Annotated in this window: 22 protein-coding genes and 10 tRNA genes; 10 read left to right on the top strand and 22 right to left on the bottom strand. The window is 29.1% G+C overall.

The features are described 5' to 3' along the window. Positions 1-205: 205 nt before the first annotated feature. From rlmH to BN8917_RS02895, 5 genes are all read right to left on the bottom strand, one after another. A complete protein-coding gene (gene rlmH, locus BN8917_RS02915) occupies positions 206-685 on the bottom strand; it encodes a 23S rRNA (pseudouridine(1915)-N(3))-methyltransferase RlmH (RefSeq protein ID WP_066870380.1) in 480 nt (159 codons plus the stop codon). Between the two features lie 289 nt (positions 686-974). After that, positions 975-1,604 (bottom strand): prepilin peptidase, encoded by a 630-nt coding sequence (locus BN8917_RS02910; RefSeq protein WP_066870376.1) that lies wholly within the window; start codon positions 1,602-1,604, stop codon positions 975-977. A 68-nt stretch (positions 1,605-1,672) separates the two neighbouring features. Then, entirely contained in the window at positions 1,673-2,170 is a 498-nt protein-coding gene (locus tag BN8917_RS02905) for an SEC-C metal-binding domain-containing protein (protein WP_066870373.1), read from the bottom strand. A gap of 278 nt (positions 2,171-2,448) precedes the next feature. After that, entirely contained in the window at positions 2,449-3,240 is a 792-nt protein-coding gene (locus tag BN8917_RS02900; RefSeq protein ID WP_066870370.1) for an MBL fold metallo-hydrolase, read from the bottom strand. Positions 3,241-3,268: 28 nt separating this feature from the next. Continuing rightward, a complete protein-coding gene (locus BN8917_RS02895; RefSeq protein WP_066870367.1) occupies positions 3,269-4,522 on the bottom strand; it encodes a UDP-N-acetylglucosamine 1-carboxyvinyltransferase in 1,254 nt (417 codons plus the stop codon). Positions 4,523-4,885: 363 nt separating this feature from the next. Here BN8917_RS02895 and BN8917_RS02890 point away from each other — a divergent pair, with 363 nt between their 5' ends. The 4 genes from BN8917_RS02890 (at position 4,886) to BN8917_RS02875 (ending at position 7,837) form a co-directional block, all read left to right on the top strand. Beyond that, positions 4,886-5,422, top strand: coding sequence for a 2'-5' RNA ligase family protein (locus tag BN8917_RS02890; protein ID WP_066870364.1), 537 nt, complete (start codon positions 4,886-4,888; stop codon positions 5,420-5,422). A 160-nt stretch (positions 5,423-5,582) separates the two neighbouring features. Then, entirely contained in the window at positions 5,583-6,059 is a 477-nt protein-coding gene (locus BN8917_RS02885) for a dUTP diphosphatase (protein ID WP_066870361.1), read from the top strand. Between the two features lie 51 nt (positions 6,060-6,110). Beyond that, positions 6,111-6,542, top strand: coding sequence for a DMT family transporter (locus BN8917_RS02880; protein WP_066870358.1), 432 nt, complete (start codon positions 6,111-6,113; stop codon positions 6,540-6,542). A 113-nt stretch (positions 6,543-6,655) separates the two neighbouring features. Further along, positions 6,656-7,837 (top strand): S8 family serine peptidase, encoded by a 1,182-nt coding sequence (locus tag BN8917_RS02875; protein ID WP_066870355.1) that lies wholly within the window; start codon positions 6,656-6,658, stop codon positions 7,835-7,837. Positions 7,838-7,875: 38 nt separating this feature from the next. Here BN8917_RS02875 and BN8917_RS02870 read toward each other — a convergent pair whose 3' ends face one another. After that, positions 7,876-9,069 (bottom strand): peptidoglycan DD-metalloendopeptidase family protein, encoded by a 1,194-nt coding sequence (locus BN8917_RS02870; RefSeq protein WP_066870353.1) that lies wholly within the window; start codon positions 9,067-9,069, stop codon positions 7,876-7,878. Between the two features lie 253 nt (positions 9,070-9,322). Between BN8917_RS02870 and BN8917_RS02865 the strand changes: the two genes are divergently transcribed. After that, entirely contained in the window at positions 9,323-10,309 is a 987-nt protein-coding gene (locus BN8917_RS02865) for a DnaD domain protein (RefSeq protein WP_066870350.1), read from the top strand. Continuing rightward, positions 10,309-11,301 (top strand): ATP-binding protein, encoded by a 993-nt coding sequence (locus tag BN8917_RS02860; RefSeq protein WP_066870347.1) that lies wholly within the window; start codon positions 10,309-10,311, stop codon positions 11,299-11,301. Before BN8917_RS02865 ends, BN8917_RS02860 begins: the two co-directional genes overlap by 1 nt. 82 nt (positions 11,302-11,383) lie before the next feature. Here BN8917_RS02860 and BN8917_RS02855 read toward each other — a convergent pair. From BN8917_RS02855 to BN8917_RS02810, 10 genes are all read right to left on the bottom strand, one after another. Beyond that, positions 11,384-11,460: transfer RNA gene (locus tag BN8917_RS02855), tRNA-Asp, on the bottom strand. Positions 11,461-11,470: 10 nt separating this feature from the next. Beyond that, positions 11,471-11,546 (bottom strand) — tRNA-Val (locus BN8917_RS02850). 7 nt (positions 11,547-11,553) lie between these two features. Next, positions 11,554-11,628: transfer RNA gene (locus tag BN8917_RS02845), tRNA-Glu, on the bottom strand. Between the two features lie 29 nt (positions 11,629-11,657). Continuing rightward, positions 11,658-11,733 (bottom strand) — tRNA-Thr (locus BN8917_RS02840). 7 nt (positions 11,734-11,740) lie between these two features. After that, positions 11,741-11,817: transfer RNA gene (locus BN8917_RS02835), tRNA-Asp, on the bottom strand. Between the two features lie 11 nt (positions 11,818-11,828). Next, positions 11,829-11,904, bottom strand: a tRNA-Val gene (locus tag BN8917_RS02830). A 5-nt stretch (positions 11,905-11,909) separates the two neighbouring features. After that, positions 11,910-11,984 (bottom strand) — tRNA-Glu (locus tag BN8917_RS02825). Between the two features lie 8 nt (positions 11,985-11,992). Next, positions 11,993-12,069, bottom strand: a tRNA-Asp gene (locus BN8917_RS02820). Between the two features lie 7 nt (positions 12,070-12,076). Next, positions 12,077-12,152 (bottom strand) — tRNA-Val (locus BN8917_RS02815). A 4-nt stretch (positions 12,153-12,156) separates the two neighbouring features. Then, positions 12,157-12,231 (bottom strand) — tRNA-Glu (locus tag BN8917_RS02810). A gap of 541 nt (positions 12,232-12,772) precedes the next feature. Between BN8917_RS02810 and BN8917_RS02805 the strand changes: the two genes are divergently transcribed. After that, positions 12,773-14,017 carry a BaiN/RdsA family NAD(P)/FAD-dependent oxidoreductase gene (locus BN8917_RS02805; RefSeq protein ID WP_066870344.1) on the top strand — a complete coding sequence of 415 codons (1,245 nt, stop codon included), beginning with the start codon at positions 12,773-12,775 and terminating at the stop codon, positions 14,015-14,017. Positions 14,018-14,106: 89 nt separating this feature from the next. Here BN8917_RS02805 and BN8917_RS02800 read toward each other — a convergent pair whose 3' ends face one another. From BN8917_RS02800 to BN8917_RS02780, 5 genes are all read right to left on the bottom strand, one after another. Then, a complete protein-coding gene (locus BN8917_RS02800) occupies positions 14,107-14,850 on the bottom strand; it encodes an acyl-[acyl-carrier-protein] thioesterase (protein WP_066870341.1) in 744 nt (247 codons plus the stop codon). Between the two features lie 125 nt (positions 14,851-14,975). Then, entirely contained in the window at positions 14,976-15,515 is a 540-nt protein-coding gene (locus tag BN8917_RS02795) for an NADH peroxidase (RefSeq protein ID WP_066870339.1), read from the bottom strand. Positions 15,516-15,884: 369 nt separating this feature from the next. Next, entirely contained in the window at positions 15,885-16,067 is a 183-nt protein-coding gene (locus tag BN8917_RS02790; protein ID WP_066870336.1) for a DUF1858 domain-containing protein, read from the bottom strand. A 101-nt stretch (positions 16,068-16,168) separates the two neighbouring features. After that, on the bottom strand, positions 16,169-16,636 hold the full coding sequence (locus BN8917_RS02785) for an NUDIX hydrolase (protein ID WP_066870333.1): 468 nt from the start codon (positions 16,634-16,636) through the stop codon (positions 16,169-16,171). Positions 16,637-16,645: 9 nt separating this feature from the next. Continuing rightward, the gene (locus tag BN8917_RS02780) at positions 16,646-16,939 is read right to left on the bottom strand and encodes a hypothetical protein (RefSeq protein ID WP_084748459.1); all 294 of its coding nucleotides are present in this window, start codon (positions 16,937-16,939) and stop codon (positions 16,646-16,648) included. A 437-nt stretch (positions 16,940-17,376) separates the two neighbouring features. On the opposite strand from BN8917_RS02780, the gene BN8917_RS02775 reads away from it, so the two are divergent. The 3 genes from BN8917_RS02775 (at position 17,377) to sdaAA (ending at position 19,680) form a co-directional block, all read left to right on the top strand. Then, on the top strand, positions 17,377-17,997 hold the full coding sequence (locus BN8917_RS02775) for a superoxide dismutase (protein ID WP_066870330.1): 621 nt from the start codon (positions 17,377-17,379) through the stop codon (positions 17,995-17,997). A 121-nt stretch (positions 17,998-18,118) separates the two neighbouring features. After that, positions 18,119-18,802, top strand: a complete 684-nt coding sequence (gene sdaAB, locus BN8917_RS02770) for an L-serine ammonia-lyase, iron-sulfur-dependent subunit beta (RefSeq protein WP_066870327.1) — start codon at positions 18,119-18,121, stop codon at positions 18,800-18,802. 2 nt (positions 18,803-18,804) lie between these two features. Then, a complete protein-coding gene (gene sdaAA / locus BN8917_RS02765) occupies positions 18,805-19,680 on the top strand; it encodes an L-serine ammonia-lyase, iron-sulfur-dependent, subunit alpha (protein WP_066870324.1) in 876 nt (291 codons plus the stop codon). Positions 19,681-19,880: 200 nt separating this feature from the next. Here sdaAA and proC read toward each other — a convergent pair whose 3' ends face one another. Beyond that, positions 19,881-20,690, bottom strand: coding sequence for a pyrroline-5-carboxylate reductase (proC, locus tag BN8917_RS02760; RefSeq protein ID WP_066870321.1), 810 nt, complete (start codon positions 20,688-20,690; stop codon positions 19,881-19,883). Between the last annotated feature and the right edge of the window lie 34 nt (positions 20,691-20,724).

The raw sequence follows: 20,724 nt of genomic DNA, 5'->3' as shown, positions 1-20,724 counted from the left end.
CTTTCCTGCTTTTACGTTAAAGCTATTATTTCTTCTAGTAATATAAATAATGAAAAACTGTGTACTAAATTACTATTTGTCTATCACTTTAAAATTATTTCACTCTTTTATCATAATATATTTTGTTAATTAATCATTGTTGTATTTTCCTGCATAAAAACAACCCTAAGCAAGTCATATCAATGCTTAAGGCTATAAACCTCTTTTACTTATGGTATGGTTCATTATTACTTATTCTAAAAGCTCTATATATTTGTTCTAAAAGCATAACTCTAAATAATTGATGTGGGAAAGTCATCTTTGAGAAACATATCTTATGATTAGCTCTTTTTAATACTTCATCTGATATTCCAAGGCTTCCACCAACTATAAATGCAATATTTGAGTTACCTGTTACTCCACAGTTATCTATAAAAGCAGAAAACTCTTCTGATGTCATTTGCTTTGGTTTAAGATCCATTGCTACAACAAACATATTATCTTTTATTTTTGATAGTATAAGCTTTCCTTCTTTTTCTTTTATTTGCTCCTCTTCTTTTTCTGAAGCATTATCTGGTGTTTTTTCATCAGGAAGTTCTATTATGTTTAACTTACAGTATCTTGATAGTCTTTTTGAGTATTCATCTATTGCCATCTTAAGATATTTCTCTTTTAATTTACCTACTGATATTATTGTTATATTCATGCTTTTCTCCTTATTTATTAAATATAACTGCTATGCAAATTATATTTATTATTACTGTTATTAAATTTACTAAACATATTGCTATTGTCATTTTACTGAATCTTTTCATAGCTATCCCCTTTTTATTTAAGCAAAATTCATTACAGCTGTAACAATAGCTATTATTACTGAAACTATTGTTATTCCAATTGCTTCTTTATCTAATTTTCTCATATTACCTCTTACTATATTATTTATGTACTAATTTATTTATAAAAGGTTTATTGACCATTTCCCTCTGCTTAATTCATTACAATAAACTTATATACCACCCTAACATCTCATTTCCAAATAAAACAGTAAGAAGCGTACCTCCTGTTATATATGGAACAAAAGCTATGTCTTTTAATTTTCTTTTCACTATAAAAATTATAAGTACTCCAATCCCACCTAAAATCATTGATAGAATTAATGTTAATACACTTTGTAATGGCTTTAGATATAAAGCTGTATATAAAAATACTTCTAAATCTCCACTACCCATTCCATCAATTTTACGACTAAGTAGCATAATCAATCCTATTATTACAAGAGGTATTCCCACACTTATTAAAACACTTAGAATACTTTCTCCATTTATAATAGAGACGATGCCAAAAATAATTCCAAAAACTATACCAACTAAAGAAACTTCAAAATAAACAAACATAGTTTTATAGTCTATAATAGCTGAAATTATAAGGACTGAAAATAATATAGAGAACTTTACAAAATTTACACCCATTCCAAACTTTATATATAATAAAGTAATAATTATTGCTGTACTCACTTCAGTTATTGGATATGTAAATCTTATATCTTCATCATGTGCTACTTTATAAATTATCTCTCTAAATCCTATTCCTATAGTGAAAGCTAATGAAAAAATTATAAATATCATACTATCACCTTATCAATACAAAAAGAAAAGATAGACATATTATGTTGCCTATCTTCATCTATTTTTTATTATTTTCCACAGCACTTCTTATATTTCTTACCGCTTCCACAAGGACAAGGTTCATTTCTTCCAACCTTAGGTTCGTTAACTATTGTCTTTGATTTCTTGTATCTAACTGCTATTTCAGCTCTCTTTTCATCTGAGAATATTCCATCCCATTGTGGTAATTCATATAAGTAGTCAGCCTTTGCGTCTAACATATTGAAGTATAATTCTTCAAAGTTTACATTTAATTCGATTTCTGTCTTTTCATCAATAGCATCTAAATCATACATGTTAACTAAACTATCGTTTATTCCATCTAAGAATCCCATTATAAATTCTTTTGTTGTTCCGAATTCTTTTGCGAATGATTCTATTGTTCCTTTTTTAACTTCGTTGTTCTTTGCTAAGATTTCTCTGTAGATTCTTGTTTCTATATCACTGTATTCAGCCCAGAAAGCATCTTCTCCTTTTGTCTTAACATAATCTACAACCATATCTGTCCATTCAGTATATAAACTCATTCTTATATCTCCTTTTTATCTATACTATTCTTAAATTATAATAATTTAATTCTCTCTTTTCAATCTCAAAATTTGTACAAATTGAATACTATTTATACTTATATTAACCAATATATTGATTTTAAAGTAAATTTTTTGATAATAAGTTTAGAATTTAAAACTTACATTATCTGATTAAAAATTACACACTAGCAAAATTACACTTTTATTAAGTTAAACTTTTAACTAAAACTCATAGATGAGTACATAATTAATGACTCATCTACTAATATGTTCTTTTAAATTTTTATGTAATTACTTGGTTCATGTCTTTTAGCTATTGTAAGCTTTAAATCTTTTTTATAGTCTAAACCATTTTCATCTAAGATATTAACAACTGTTTTATAAGCAAGTTCTGGAACATTATTTGTATTGCTAAGATGTCCTAAAACTATATTTCTATATCTACCATCACTCATTAAATCAACTATAGCTTTTGCACAGTCTTCATTGCATAAATGCCCTGTTTCACTTAAAACTCTTCTTTTTAGTTCATATGGATATGGTCCAAATTTAAGCATCTCTTCATCGTGATTAGCTTCTAGAAGAATTATTTGTGAATCAACTATATTTTGTTTAATTTCTTCAGTAACTGTTCCTATGTCGGTTACAATACTAGCTGCTTTATCTTTATGTCTTATTGTATACCCCATGGATGCAATAGCATCATGTGGGGTATTAAAAGCTTGTATTTCCAAATCTTCAATATTTGTTACACTTCTTTTTTCTATAACCTTTATATTTGACTCTTTTATTTTACCTACTTTATCTTTCATAGCATCCCAAGTAGCTTGATTTGCATATACCGGTATATCAAATTTTCTAGATATTATTCCAACACCTTTTATATGGTCTAAATGTTCATGAGTAACAAATATACCTTTTATATTTTTAGGGTCTTCCTTTATTCTATCTAAAGCTTCTATGATCTTTTTACCTGCAAGTCCTGTATCTACTAATATCTTAGTATTCTCTGAACCAACTAAAATACAATTTCCACTACTCCCGCTATACAATGAGCAAAAAATCATATCTCCCCCACCTAAATACCTATATATATTAAACTCTTCTTATATCTGCTCCAAGATTATTAAACTTATCTTCTATATGAGGGTATCCTCTATCAATATGTTTAATGTTTCCTATCTTAGTTTCACCTTCTGCTACAAGTCCAGCTATAACCATTGCAGCTCCAGCTCTTAAGTCAGTTGCTTCTACTTCAGCTCCTGTAAGCTTTTCAACTCCTGTTATTATAGCTTTTCTTCCTTCAACTTCTATGTTAGCACCCATTTTATTAAGTTCTTCTGCATGCTTATGTCTATTTTCCCATATGCTTTCAACAATTGTACTCTTTCCATCAACTATTGTTAATAATGCTGACATTGGTTGTTGAACATCAGTTGGGAATCCAGGATATGGTGTTGTTTTAACATTTACTCCATGTAAAGGTCCATCAACATAAACTCTAACACTGTCATCTCCTTCTTCAACTTTAACACCCATTTCAATAAGTTTTGCTGTAATTGATTCTAAGTGCTTTGGAATAACATTGTTAAGTGTTACATCACCTTTTGTTGCAGCAGCAGCTATCATAAATGTTCCTGCTTCTATTTGGTCAGGTACTACACTATAATTACATCCTACAAGTTTTTCAACGCCTTGGATTCTTATAATATCTGTTCCTGCTCCTTTGATGTTTGCTCCCATTGAGTTTAAGAAGTTAGCAACATCAACTACGTGTGGTTCTCTTGCTGCATTTTCAAGTGTTGTTGTTCCTTCTGCAAGTGTTGCAGCTAACATAACATTTATAGTTGCACCAACACTGACAACGTCAAAGAATATATTTGTTCCAACTAATTTTTCTGCTTTTACTTTTACATAATCTGATTCAATAGTAACATCTGCTCCTAAAGCTTCAAATCCTTTTATATGTTGATCTATTGGTCTTACTCCTATTGGACACCCCCCTGGTAAATCAACTCTTGCTTCTTTAAATCTAGCAAGTAAAGCTCCTATGAAGTAATATGATGCTCTCATTCTTCTTACATCTTCAGTACATGCACTTGTGTGACTTACATCTGTTGCATCAATTTCTAAAGCATTCTTTCCTACTTTTTCAACTCCACAACCTAAGCTCTTTATTATTCTTTCTAAACAACGTACATCTTCGATATCTGGTACATTATCTATAATACATTTTCCTTCACTTGCCATAATAGCAGCTGGTAAAATAGCAACAGCTGCATTTTTTGCTCCATTTATTTCAACAACACCTTTTAAAGGGTTGCCTCCTTTTACAATCAATCTTTCCATCCATTTCACCCTTACTATCTTTATAATTTTATAAAATAGTTCCTATATATACATTTTCCATTTATTTCTTTTTTATTCGTTTTATATTACCTAAATTATCAATTTAATGCCTATATTTTCGGCATTTTCCTTATTTCATAAATATTCACGATTATCATTATATCAATAATAGTTCAATATTTAAAGTAGTTTTTGTTTTATGCTATTTTCATGATGAAATTTTATATATTATACATTAAAAATTAACTAAATGATATGTAAATATCTACTTAATTAAGATTAATTTGTTTTATCATTTATTAGTATGATATAATCTAAGCATATTAATGGTAGATTTAAGTTTAATTTAAGTGAGGGTTAAATATGAAATATTACTTAGTCGCATTATTTGATGATGAATCATATAGAAAAATAGACCCTATCAAGAAAAATATTCTTAAAAAGTATAGATTGCCAAGATATCAACTTTCATCTCATATTGTATTGAAAACAATAGAGTCACCCGATTTAGAAAAATTGGATGAGGTTTTATGTAAAATATTTAAACCTTATAAGAAGTTTAAAATTGAACTTACAGGCGATATATTTTCTTATGATAACAACGCAAAGAATGTCAATCTAAAAATAGAAAACAAAGGATACATAAGTAAAATCCACCGTTCATTAAATGATATGTTAAAGCTACATGGATTTAATGCTAAAGATGAAAGAAAATATCTTTCAATAGCTCTAAGTACAACAAACTTTATTGGAAAGGACTATAAGAAAGATTTTACAGCCTCTCTTGTTAATAAAGGGAGTCATGAGTGTGAAACAATTAAAATCGATAGAGTTGAACTTTGGAAGGTTTCTAGCAAAAAGGAAACTATAATAAAAAGTTATAACCTTAGAGAATATTAATAAAGCCATCATGAAATATAAAAGTTATTTCATGATGGTTTTTGTATTTCTACTAATTAATAAGTATTTATAATTTATTTTTACATTACTACTTTCCTTTATCTTGTTTTTTGTATAAAATATGTAAGGTAGGATAAAACTTAGGGGGAGTTATATAATTATGAATATAGAAAATCTTTTTTCACATCAAAGAATGCTTAATAAAAAGCTATTAATTGATGAAAATTTAAATGATTATAAAATAACAGCAAGGATGCATCTTTCAATACAAATTAAAATTAGTGATCTTGCAAATAGTACTAACTGCTTCGTTTACTGGAAGGATGCAGAAACTAACTTTGATAAAAACATAATTTTAGATAAATATATTAAAACTTTAAATCACTTAATTACATTAGGTCTTGATAGGGGTTACTGCTCACTAAAGGAAGTTTTTGTAGAAAATAATGAAGCTTGTCTAAGCGATCAGTTCTCTAACCTTTTTGTTGATATAAATGATTTAAGGTCTTTCCCTTCTATTGATCATTATCAAACATTGTTAGAAGACTTCCTTTCATTAGGACTTAGTCTAAATCTAACTCTCGAAGAAATAGAAACAGAATTTTTAAATAAAACTTATTTTAAAATAGCTCATTAATTAGGGCTATTTTTTTTATATCTAGACATAATAATCATGAGGTGATTTGTTTTGTTTGGAATTATTTTTTCTATAGTTGCAGGACTTGCAATGAGTATTCAAGGTGTGTTTAATACTAGAGTATCAGATAAAATAGGGCTCTGGGAAACAAACCTTATTGTTCAAGGAACAGCTTTTGTTTTTACATTAATAGCATACTTCTTCTTAAAAGATGGAGATTTCGGAAGAATTAAGACAGTTAATAAACTTTATCTTTTAGGTGGACTTATTGGAGTTATTATAACATTTACTGTTATGAAGGGTATTGGCTCACTTGGTCCAACTTACTCAATTCTAATAATTTTATTCTCTCAACTTATTTTTGCAGCTCTTATAGAATGCTTTGGTTTATTTGATACTCCAAAACTTTGTTTTGATTGGAAAAATTACGTTGGAATAATACTAATGTTGGCTGGGATACTTCTATTTAAGTTTAAAAAGTAACTTAATTTAACTAAATAAAATTTAAATTATAACTTATTTATAATTGTTTAGTTTTTCACCACATTAAAAGAAGCTTCATATACTATAATGAAAATACTTTAGGAGTCTTTTTTATGTTTTTTAAAAATAAAAAAATATCTAGTAATCTAGTCCCTTTTTTGAAAAGTGGTTGCTATGACTCATATAGAGTGCTTATAGAGTTTAAAAAATTTCATAAGGACTCTGAAAAAATAATAAAAAGCCTTCGTGGTGAAGTTTTATTAAGTTTTACTTACTTAAAACTAGTTTGTGCCACCTTACCTGCTAGAGCTATCTATAGATTATGTGAGTATCCTGAGGTTCTTAGTGTAAGCCTAGATGATTATTGCTTCCTTTGTGAGCTTAGTGAATCAAATAGTAGTGTTGTAAATAATAGAAATATAGATAATTTTACTGGGAGAGATGTAATATCAGCCATCATAGACAGTGGAGCTTTTCCACACCCTGATTTATTATCACCAAGTAGGATAGTTAAATTTACTGATTTAGTAAATGGACTAAAATATCCTTATGATGATAATGGTCATGGAACTGCAATTTCTACATTAATATGTGGTAGTGGTTCTAAATCTAAATTTAGATATAAAGGTGTTGCTGAAAAAAGCTCTCTTGCTATATATAAAGTGTTTGATAGAACAGGTAAAGCATTTTTATCTAATATTCTACGTTCATTAGAGTTAATACTAGATGATATAGAGGAAACTAATATAAAGCTACTTTACATGCCATTTGAAAGCTTTAATACACCTTTAAAACATATAGAGTACTTTGATATTCTACTTGAAAAGATTACTGCTCTTGGAGTTATTCCAATTATGCCAAGTGGAAGTAATAAAAATTCAAAAGATTCAATGTCTGGTTTAGCACTAGCTAAAAACCTTATAATTGTTGGAGGATTAAAAAGTGATTTATCTCCTTATGAGTACTCCTCTGGATGTAGTAATAATAAAAAAATAAACATATGCTATAAATGTACAGATATGGTGTGTGGAAATACTATAAGATCATATATATCTGAAAGAGATTCAATGAAGATATTTCCGCCTAAATTAAAAAATTTCTATAAGACATATACAGGAACTGCTATTTCAGGAGCATATATTTGTGGTATTTGTGCTTTGCTTCTTGAAAAATATCCTGATTATAACTTTAAAGATGTTAGCTCTAGACTAGAGCTTTGTTCAAAAAAAATAAATGATATTCCATATAATTTAGTAGGAAACGGTTCTTTAGATATAGAAAGCTTCCTTAAATAGAAAATGCATTTCAATTATATTAATTGAAATGCATTTTTTTATATGAAATATCCTATAGGATTTACTGCCACTCCATTATTTCTAAGTTCAAAATGTATATGTGGACCTGTACTTCTTCCTGTACTACCAACTTCAGCTATCTTATCACCCTTGCAAACTTTTTCTCCTGTTTTAGCAGTAAGTTTACTTGCATGAGCATATAAAGTTTCAACATTACTTCCATGATCAATAATAACTGTATATCCATAGCCATTCATCCAGCCAGCAAATTTTACTCTACCATCAAGTACAGCTTTTATACTTTGGCCCATTCTACCATCAATATCAATTCCACTATGATGTTCATTACCCCATCGTCTTCCATAAGGTGATGTAATTAATCTACTCTCACTTGGATAACTAATAAAAGCAATTCCTTTACTAACAGGGTTCTGAACTCCTGTATAGATAATATCATCCTTTGGTCTTGATATTAAATTTTCTTCTAAAACCATGGTACTAACTACTTTCCCATCAACATATATATTTTTTCTTTTTATTTCTTTCTTCCCTGCTTCTCCTTCTTTTTTCACAGTCTGCCCTAGATATAAATTATCACTAGATAATATTTTTGTATTTTGCTTAACGTCTTCTATTTCTTTTTTTAATTCTAGAATTTGAACATTTGCTATTTTCTTATCTCTAGCACTATTAATATCTTCTATATTACTTAAAATATTTTTCACTGTACCAACCTTACTTAACTTAACCATTTCCTTGTTATAGTTCACATTTTCTTGTAGTTCTACACTTAAAAAATGATTATTAGTAAGCTTAGTTTGATTTATTGCTTCTTTCTTTAAATTATAAACAACTTCATCTCCACATTTTAAGTTATCAACACATCCTACATTGACATCATTAAAATACATACTATAAGCTTCAACATTAATATCAGCTTCACTTATTATATTCTTTTTAATTTCATCTCTATTGGTAAGCTTTTCGCTTTCATTTGCATTTTTAAAAGTAAATTTATTTTTACCTACATCCACAGCTAAGAATTTTTCTGATGCTTCATTAATAACTTCCTTATAAATTAATCTTGCTTCAAACTTATTATTTACATAGCCAATAAATTTATCATTTACATAGGCTTTATAAATATTTGTCATACCATATGCCCCTGTAAAAAGAAACATAACTACTAGAATAATGGCTATTTTTCTAGTCTTTTTCAAAAAACTATCCATTTCTCTACTCCTTTATCTTTAGTACGCTTTTTACAAAATACAATTTTTAATGTTCCCTTTTTAAAAAAATATATACAAAGCAAGATTTATTTTCCTTACTCTACATAAAAGTGTGTTGAGTGTTAAAATTCTCTTTGTTATAATTATTAAAGACCTATTGTAGCGTTTTAGTTACACTAGGAAGTAAATTGTCTTTGTTATAATAATTAAAGACCCTTTAAACTATTAATTTATGAAAGGCAGATATATAATTATGAGTACTTTTATGTTAAAAAACTCAAACATTGACTTTACTCCAATAAGTAATATATTTATCGATAAATATATGACTAAAGCTAGAGGTGAATTTGTAAAAGTCTATATTCTTTTATTAAAATGTACTGTCAGCGGGGAACCAGGTGTAAGCTCATCAATCTTAGCAGCTAATCTTGGGTTATTAGAATCAGAGGTAACAAACGCCTTAAAATACTGGAATAATGAAGGCGTAATAAAACTTATTCCTATAGATAAAATGAATAATTTTAATATAGAATTCGTTAATTTATCAGATAAAGAGTCAACTGAAAATGAAAAGGTTAACCTTCTTAGTGCTTTAGAGAAAAACTCAAATAAAGATATGCTAAAAGATATAGAAAACCTACTTAGCAGACCTTTATCTAATAAAGAAATAGAAATGTATCTTTCTTGGACAAAAGAACTTGGTTTTACTTTAGAACTTATTTTATTCCTTATTGAATATTGTGTATCTAAAGAAAAAAGAACAGCAAATTATATAGAATCTGTTGCTCTTGCTTGGCATGATTCAGGTATAAAAACTATAGAAGATGCTAATAAATATATTACTAAGTTTGAAGATAAGTGGGTAAAAATCAGAACTATCCTTGAATATCTAGGTATAAAAAATACAGATATCATGAAACCACATCAAGATATGATAGAAAAATGGTTATTTACTTATAATTTTTCAACTGACGTAATCCTAAAAGCATGTAAAATTTGTTCTGAAAGAATAAATAAAGCCGATTTTAAGTACATAGATGGAATACTTACAAAATGGAGAGAGGCTGGCTTTAAAACTCTTAAAGATATCGAAGATAATGATAAACTAAAAGCTAATAAACAAATAGTACAAAATATAAATAACAGAAAACCAAATAAGACATTAAGATTTGCAAACTATACTCAAAGAGAATATGATTATGATACTCTTGAAAATGAATTATTAGGGTGGGATGATTAATGATAAATGGAACTAAGGCTGAACTTATGGAATATTACGATAAACTTCGCCAAACTGAAAAGAAAAAACTTAATAAAAGAGTTGAAGAAATATCAAAACTTCATCCTGAGATAATTGAACTTGATAAGCAAATAGGAAAATTATCAGCTAAAATTTCTTTAATAGCAATAAGAAAATCTGCTAATAAAGATGAAGAAATGGGAAAATTACGTGATTTAATAGATGATCTTAGAACTCAGCAATATGAGCTACTTATGGCTCATGGTTATGCTCCTAATTATCTAACTCTTCATTATCATTGTGAAAAGTGTAGAGATACAGGGTATATAGAAACTAAGAAATGCTCTTGTTACAATAAAAATTTAGTTGATATATATTATAAAAGATCACATATTGCAGAGCTTTTAGAGACAAATAACTTTTCTAATTTTACTTTCCAATATTTTAGAGCAAACAAATTAGAAACAGAACGTATATCTCCAAAAGAAAATATGCAACAAATTATCGATAATATCCAAAATAATTATCTAAAAGGTTTTAGTAGTCATGATAAAAATCTTCTATTTACAGGACTCGCAGGTACTGGAAAGTCATTTTTATCACAATGTATAGCTAAATATCTTCTAGATAAAAGTTTTTTAGTAGTTTATAGAACTTCTGATGAACTTCTTAAAGATTTAAAAGATATTAGATTTAACAATAATAAAGAGCTTGAATCTTTACTTCTAAATTGTGACTTACTTATAATAGATGATTTAGGAACTGAACAAATAACTGATTTCTCAATATCAGAATTCTTCACATTCTTAAATAATAAGTTACTAAAGAAGAAAAAGATGATAATATCAACAAACTTATCTATGTCTGAGATAAAAGCTAGTTATGATGAAAGAATAAATTCTAGATTACTTGGAAACTTTACTGTTTTAAGTTTCTTTGGAGAAGATATAAGACTTGAAATGAAAAAAAGAAGAAGAAGAACACAAGATTAATTATTTTGTGTTCTTTTTTCTATAAAAATTATTTTAAAAACAAAAAAAGCTTCATATAAAATGAAGCTTTCTTAACACCATTTGGCGACTCAGAAGGGGTTCGAACCCTCGACCTCCGGCGTGACAGGCCGGCACTCTAACCAGCTGAGCTACTGAGCCATAAAAAAAATGGTGGTCGCAACAGGGATCGAACCTGTGACCCCCTGCTTGTAAGGCAGGTGCTCTCCCAGCTGAGCTATGCGACCTAAAAATTGGTGACCCCTAGGGGAATCGAACCCCTGTTACCACCGTGAAAGGGTGGTGTCTTAACCGCTTGACCAAGGGGCCGCAGCATATTAAATTTTAAAAATAAAAAATGGAGCTGATAATCGGACTTGAACCGATAACCTGCTGATTACAAATCAGCTGCTCTGCCAATTGAGCCATATCAGCGTAATATTGGCGACTCAGAAGGGGTTCGAACCCTCGACCTCCGGCGTGACAGGCCGGCACTCTAACCAGCTGAGCTACTGAGCCATTTAATATTATGGTGGTCGCAACAGGGATCGAACCTGTGACCCCCTGCTTGTAAGGCAGGTGCTCTCCCAGCTGAGCTATGCGACCTAAATTGGTGACCCCTAGGGGAATCGAACCCCTGTTACCACCGTGAAAGGGTGGTGTCTTAACCGCTTGACCAAGGGGCCAAATTATGTGGCGACTCAGAAGGGGTTCGAACCCTCGACCTCCGGCGTGACAGGCCGGCACTCTAACCAGCTGAGCTACTGAGCCATATATGTGGTGGTCGCAACAGGGATCGAACCTGTGACCCCCTGCTTGTAAGGCAGGTGCTCTCCCAGCTGAGCTATGCGACCAAATTGGTGACCCCTAGGGGAATCGAACCCCTGTTACCACCGTGAAAGGGTGGTGTCTTAACCGCTTGACCAAGGGGCCTCATAGACTGCTTTCCACATATTTATTTTACACAATTTTTTCGGCTGTTGTATCGGTTCTGCCCGACTCAACATAAACTATAATACCCGAATTAACTTAAGCTGTCAACACTTTTTATAAACTTTTTTTCTTTTTATTTTTACTCCTCAAACCTAACTATCCTTAAACCCTCTTTTTTACTTGCTTTAGCTTATATTTATTAATTAATATTTTTTATATTTTTTTATCAATTTATACTATATATATATCCATTTAATAAGTTTTTTTATATTAAATCTTAAAAATTTTATACTATAATCTAAAATATTAATATCTATCTTATTTAATATTTAAATTAAATAATTCGATTTATATTAATTATTTAATTAAAAATTATAACTAACTGCATATATACTTATTATAAGGTAGATATAACAAAATAAATTATTAACTAATTATACAAAAAAACTTTACATATCTAGTATTTTATTTTATCGCTTTAAAGCTTAATACTACTATGCTAAAATCAATTTATAAATTAGAAACAAAAGGAGTAATTTTTATGATATATCACGATCTAATTGTAGTTGGTGGTGGAGCATCTGGTATGATGGCTGCTATATCAGCTAAAGATTTTGGGCTAGATGTAGCTATAGTTGAAGGTACAGATAGAGTTGGTAAGAAAATTCTTATGACTGGAAATGGACGTTGTAATATCACCAATTCAACAATAGCTTACCCTTTTGATACATACCATAGTGAAAATGATGGCTTTTATCAAAATGTTCTAGCAAATTTTTCAGTAGAAGACACTAAAGCATTTTTCTTAAATCTTGGTCTTCCTATTGTTGAGCTTAAAAAAGGTAAAAGTTATCCTAAATCATTACAAGCTTCTTCAGTAGTAGATATTTTTAGACTTGCTCTTGAAGAAAGAGAAGTTCCTATATACAATTCATTCAAAGTTAAACAAATTTATAATAAGAAAGGTGAATTTAAACTTATTTCAAATGATGAGACAGCTGAAACTATTTCATGTAAAAAGCTTATATTAGCTTGTGGCGGAAAATCAGCTACTCCAAGTGGTTCAGACGGTTCTGGATATAACCTCGCTAAGATATTTGGACATAAGATTGTGGATCAAGTTCCTGGAATAGTTCAATTAAAACTTGAACATCCTGCTTTAAAAGCTTTATCAGGAATTAAATTTGATGGATATACAGAAGTAACTAGTGATGGAAAATCTCTTAGAAAAGATTTTGGAGAAGTTCTATTTACTAACTACGGAATATCAGGACCTCCTATATTCCAAATATCAAGAACTGCATCTTATGAATTTTCAAAAGGTAGAGATGTAAAAATTATAGTAGATATGACACCAGATAAAACTCAAGAAGAAATTGAAAATTTCCTTGAAGGACATTTTGCTGTTCTTTCAAATAGGAAAGTTATTGATTCATTAATAGGAGTAGTAAATAAAAAACTTATACCTACTTTATTAAAAGAAGCTGGAATTGATAATCTTCATAAACCTTGCTACGAATTAACATGGCAAGAAAAGAAATCTTTATTTAAGTTATTTAAGCATTGGGAATTTAAATGCATAGGAGCAAATGGATTTAGTAATGCTCAAGTTACTGCAGGAGGAGTTGATACTAGAGATATTGACCCTGTAACACTTGAATCAAAGCTTGTTAAAGGTCTATTCTTCTGTGGTGAAATTATGGACGTAGATGGAGATTGTGGTGGATTTAACCTACAATGGGCTTGGAGTTCTGGTTTTGCTGCTGCTCTTGGCGCTACAAAATAAATATATCTATTAAAAATAAAGTCACAATTTTTAATAATAAAAAATTGTGACTTTATTCTTAAAACAAAACTTATATTTTATAAGGAATACTATTTTGACCAATATGTGTCTATTGCATTTACTTCTTCACCTAGGCTATTTAGAATTCTATGCTTTATTTTAATACCATCTTCTATATCTAAAATTTCAATATTAACTTTTACAGTATCTTCTTCTACTATTTCTTTTTCAAACTTAATTTGAACTTGTTTTAAATTATAATCTTCTAGTATATTTTTAGGAACTGTACTAAGTGCCCAATCAACATATTTAACATTGTTAATATGATTATTACTATCTATATCAGAATATCTTATATGGAATTCTTTACTTAAATCAACTTGTCCCATAGGTTCTAATGTTAATCTTTCACTTCTAATCTTCTTACCCTTTTCAATATTATGTTTTTCATAATATATATCTGGTACTCTAGCAATCTTTCTTTTATTAACATCAATAACAACAGCTAAAGCATCCGCCTCAACTAAAAGCTCTGAATTTTCTCCAAAAACCTTATATTTTCTAGTAGCATAAAATCTTTGAATATTATCCACAGATGTAACTATCTTAATTTTTTCTTTATATTTTGGATATTTATTTATTCTTATATCATAATCATAAAATACAAAGACTACCCCATCCTTATTATTTAAGCTTATATCAATACCAAGTGATTCTTCATGACTCATACCTACATCTGTTAAAAAATCTAAAATAGAAGTTATTCTACAATCTAAATTTTTATCTATATCTCTATGTAATACCTCATACTCTTTAGTAAAATCAATTATCATTTGTTGCACCTCTTTGAAACTTTAAAATTTATTACCTACTATTTAATTATATATTTATATCTAAACTAAAAAAAGGACTTTCATATTACTGAAAGTCCTTATGTTCTATATCTCTAAACTAAATCTTAGTTGAAGTATCTGTCTAATAATCCTTGGAATGCTCTTCCGTGTCTAGCTTCATCTTTACACATTTCATGAACTGTGTCATGGATTGCATCAAGGTTTAATTGTTTTGCAAGTGTAGCAATTTCTTTCTTTCCTTCACATGCTCCGTGTTCTGCAGCAACTCTAGCTTCTAAGTTAGCCTTTGTATCTGCAACAACAACTTCTCCTAATAATTCTGCGAATCTAGCAGCATGTTCTGCTTCTTCGAAAGCTATTCTCTTATAAGCTTCTGCTACTTCTGGGTATCCTTCTCTATCAGCTTGTCTTGACATAGCGATGTACATTCCTACTTCTGTACATTCTCCTATGAAGTTAGCTTGAAGTCCTTCGATTATTCTTGGATCTACATCCTTAGCAACTCCGATTCTGTGTTCATCAGCGTAAGCCATTCCTTCTGTTTTTTCTATGAACTTATCTGGTCCTACTCCACATACTGGGCACTTTTCTGGGATTGATCCTTCTGCGATGTATCCGCATACTGTACAAACATATTTCTTCATATTAAATTCCTCCTAAAACTTCTATTAAAATAAATAAATCTTTTCATTACTTATCTATGGGTATATATTTTCTAATTTACTTTGCGTTAGTAATTTTTTCTTTTGATGTTATAATTATTATATAATAATAATTATTATTTAGCAATAGTTTTTTAAATTTTTTTTAAATTTATTTAAATCACTTATTTTTTCTCTCTTATGTATATTTTAAAATCTTTATCTTTGCTATTTTCACTAAATAAGAGTGATTTACTGATTCAATTATTAAAAGCTATAAAAATAGCTTGTCCCTTTAATTTAAAATAAAAATACTAAAATCAAATATAAAGGGAATCCCTAGCTAAGATCCCCTTTATATCTACACTTCTACTATCTATTTAATGCATCTAGTAAATCTTCTAAATTTAATCCATGAACCATTGCAGCTTCTTCTAATGTTTCAGCTTGAGCTGATGGACATCCAACACATCCCATTCCAAAATCCATTAATGTTGAAGCATTTAAAGGATTTTCTCTGATTATTTCACCTATAGTCATATCTTTATTTATCATAGTTTAAATTCCTTTCTTCGCTGTTTAAAATAATTATACTAAATGAACTTTTCCCATTCAAGCCACCTAGATTTCAATAATTAACTTAAAATCTTATAAAATTAAAATTCTATTGTATTAATTAGCTCTCTTATAACTATTCTATCTGGAGGATTAATATCCTCTATTTTAGGCAAATTATCTCTAGAATAAAAAACTGCATCTAAAGTTTCTTCTTTATCTAACTTTAACTCACCTGAAAATTCTCTGCATATATAAACTGCTGTAGCTATATATACTTCGTGCCCATTAGGATATATATAATGCAAATCTTCACCTGAATACACATTAAAAAGTTCTAGGTTTTTAACTTTTAAATTTACTTCTTCAAGCACTTCTCTTTTTGCAGTATCTTCAAAGGTTTCGCCCATTTCCATTGAACCACCTGGTAATCCCCATTTTTTATTATCAACTCTTTGTTGTAATAAAACTTTACCTTCTTTATTAAAAATAAGAACAGCTGCTGCTGGCATCATTAAAGCTCTTTTTTCATTTTTTAATTCTTTTCTAAGATCTAATATATATCCCATTAACTTCTCCTATCTGTGTCTTAAAATTACTCTTTGAAGAGGAATTCTTCCCATAGTAAAATCTCTTTCTGTAAATAGATATTCTTGCCCATCAACATCAAGCTTATTTTCCCCTAAATATCTACACTTTCTACCCTTTTTCTCTAATTTACTTATTGTAGCCTCTATTAGTTCTTTTCTCTTATTGTATCTATCATTAAGCTCTAAAACTATACTATCTTTCTCATCCTTTAATTCCATTAAATATATTGAAATTAAGCAAAATACTCCTGTAGCAATCATAGAAATCAAAAATCCTATCATACTAATTTCCCCTTAATTTTATTATTTTTATTACTGTTATCAATTAAATCATAACATGTATACACTTAATTTCAATCTACATTTAATCCTAAAAACAGCCTCTTAATACATATAATGTAATTTATAATCTCTTCTTTCATTTTTTCTCATTATTTCTTTGATTTAGGTTATTTTTCATATTTAATTTTTAAAGGTAAATATTTTTTAATTAAATGCATACTCTAATAGTGAATTTCAATAGCTTATTGAATTTATAATCTAAAAATTTAGGAGTAATACTTATATATTTTATTTTAAATAATAGAATGTATAAAAGTCATTTTCATATTGAATAATTTTTTATAAAAAATGATTATACAATGAAAACGGCTTTTTATTTTGTACATCTTATATATTCAATAAGTCTTTTTAATTTTTATATAAAAGGAGAGGATTCTATGTACAAAGATTTAGAAGCTAAAAATTTTGATACTAATAATATTAAAGGTCTTAGTCAAAGACAACTTGAAGAACATTTAAAGCTTTATAAAGGATATGTTTCTAAGGTTAATGAAATTTCAAAGCTTAGTAAAGATGCTAAAGATTTTCCTGGCTCTAATCCAACTTTCTCAAAAATGAGATCAGAAAAAGTAGCTGAAACATTTGCTTTAGATGGAGTAATTCTTCATGAATTATATTTTGAAAATATTTCTTCTAATACTAGAGCTAAATGTGTTGCTTATGGGGATATGATAAAGCTTATAGATGAACAATACTCAAATTTTGAAAACTTTATGGCTTATTTTAAGCAAGTAGCTCTTAGTGTAAGAGGTTGGGCAATAGTAACTATTGATAGTCTTACAAATCAACTTAGAGTTATAGGGGCTGATGCTCATGATCATGGTGCTGTTTGGTGTGCTGCTCCACTTGCTGTAATTGACGTTTATGAACATGCTTATTTCATAGACTTTGGAACAGATAGAGCTAAATATTTAGATACAGTTCTTGACGATATCAACTGGGAAGTTGTTGAAAGAAGACTTCAACAATATAAGCAAATAAAAAAAATTTCCTATTAATGAAATATAATGAAAAAGTGTAGTTATTCTTTTCAGAATAACTATTCTTTTTTTATTGATTTAACTATAAAATTAATTTAACATAAGGGTAGATAAATCTTTTAACTAGGAGATAAATTTTATGAATAAATTCAGTGTTTTCGATATAATAGGACCTATTATGATTGGTCCATCAAGTTCTCATACTGCTGGTGCTGCAAGACTTGGAAAAGTTGCTAAAACTATTTGTGGAGAACCTATAAAAAAGGTTACTTTCTTACTACATGGTTCTTTTGCTAAAACTTATAAAGGACATGGAACAGATAAGGCACTTGTTGCAGGTATTCTTGGTATGGAACCAGCTGATGTAAGGCTTCGTAATTCTATGGAAATAGCTAGTGATACTGGACTAGAAATAGAATTTGTTGAAACAGACCTTGGTGAAAATCTACATCCTAATACGGTAAAATTTTTAATAGAAACTACTTTAGGTAATACATGTGAAGTTATGGGTTCATCAATTGGTGGTGGAAATATAGCTATTAATGAGGTTAATGGAGAAAAAGTTAATTTCACAGGACAATATCCAACTTTAATAGTTGCTCATAGAGATGTTCCTGGAGCAATTTCAAAAATTACTTATATACTTTATAAGCAAAATATCAATGTAGCTTCTCTTAGAGTTTACAGAACTGAAAAAGGTAAATCTGCTACTATGATTTTTGAGGTGGATAATAATATTCCAAGCGAATTATTAGAAGAAATCAAAATTCTAGAATGTGTAGACAAACTTATAATGATTAATCCAAGTACAAAGGAGCTTTAATTATGTTTGCAAAAAATGGTGAAGAACTTTTAAAAATATGTGATGAAAATAATTGGTTACTTTCTGATTATGCAATTAACTATGAAATAGAAAATAGTGGGCTTTCAAGAGAACAAGTTCTTGAAAATACTTTAAAAATATTACACGTTATGCGTGAAGGAGCAAATGAAGGACAAGAGAAAAAGATATTTTCAGTAAGTGGTCTTATAGGTGGAGATGCTTATAAAATCAATAAATACATAGAAAAGAATAATACTCTTTGTGGAGAGACTGTTGTTAAGGCAATGGCTAGAGCTATCTCTTCTTCTGAAGTTAATGCCGCTATGGGAAAAATAGTTGCTTGTCCTACAGCTGGTTCTTGTGGAATATTACCTTCTGTTATATTAACAATAGGTGAAAGATTCAATCTATCAGATGATAAACTTGTTCAAGGTTTACTTTCTGCTTCAGCTGTTGGTATGATTATAGCTCAAAATGCTACTTTATCAGGTGCTGAAGGTGGTTGCCAAGCTGAATGTGGCTCTGCTGCTGCAATGGCTAGTGCTGCTTGTGTTGAATTAATGGGTGGAACTCCTGATATGTCACTTAATGCAGCTGCAATAGTTCTTAAAAATATTTTAGGACTTGTATGTGACCCAGTTGCAGGACTTGTTGAGGTTCCTTGTGCTAAAAGAAATGCTGCTGGAGCAATTAGTGCTTTAAGTAGTGCTGATCTTGTTATGGCAGGAGTTTATAGCAGAATTCCTTTTGATGATACTGTTGAAGCTATGTATAGAGTCGGAAAAATGCTTCCTGCAAGTTTAAGAGAAACTGCTCAAGGTGGACTTGCTACTACTAAAACAGGACTTGAATTAAATAAAAAAATATTTGGAGAATAATATTTGAGTAAAAAAAGACTAAGTTTTGAATAATCAAAACTTAGTCTTTTTGATAGATTAATTTTTAGGAATTTAAACTTTATTTTTAGGAATTTAATTTTAATTGTCTATACGCTTTAACATCATTTTCTAACGCTTAATTGAAAATCATTATCATTTGTTTGTAATTATAGTATATACCAAGTGATAATCATTGTCAATTACTTTTTTGAAATTTCTTTTGATTTTTTTTCGCAAGCTTCCATAGCTTTTATAATTGAGCTTCTAAAGCCTGTATTCTCAAGTTCTACAACTGCTTCTATAGTTGTTCCTCCTGGTGAACATACTTTATCTCTTAATGATGCTGGATGTTCTCCTGTCTCTAAAACCATCTTTGCAGTTCCTAAAAGACTTTGTGCTGCAAGTCTATATGCTTTAGAACTTTGTAATCCTGCTTTTATTCCTGCTGTTCCCATAGCTTCTATAAACATATATCCATAAGCTGGTGATGAACCACATATAGCTATAAATGCATCAAAATATTTTTCTTCTAATATTTCTGATTTTCCAAAGCTATTAAATATAGCTTCTACTTCTTTAATTTCATTATTATTTAAATAAGCATTAGGACATAAAGCTGTCATTCCCTCACCTACTAGAGCTGGTGTATTAGGCATAGCTCTAACAACTTTAAGATCTTTAATTTCAAATAACTCCTCTATATCCTTAATTTCTACTCCTGCTGCTATACTTATGATTGTAGAATCTTTTTTCACAATAGATTTAATTTGACCTATAACTTCTGAGAAGAAATGAGGCTTAACTGCTAAAATTAAAATATCACATTCTTTTGCTACTTCTTCATTACTTCCTACATTTATTCCAAACTCTTTTTTTAATCTTTCCTTACTTTCATTAGTCTTTGCACTACAATAAATATTTTCTTTTTCTAAAAGCTTTGAATTTATAATTCCAGCAAGCATTGCTGAACCCATATTTCCACAACCTATAAAACCTATTTTCTTATCCATAATAATCTCTCCTTTTACTTTATAACTTCTAAAA

This window comes from Clostridium mediterraneense (genome assembly GCF_900091705.1).
Classification (GTDB): Bacteria; Bacillota; Clostridia; order Clostridiales; family Clostridiaceae; genus Sarcina; species Sarcina mediterraneense.
This window is presented reverse-complemented; position numbering and strand designations above follow the sequence as displayed.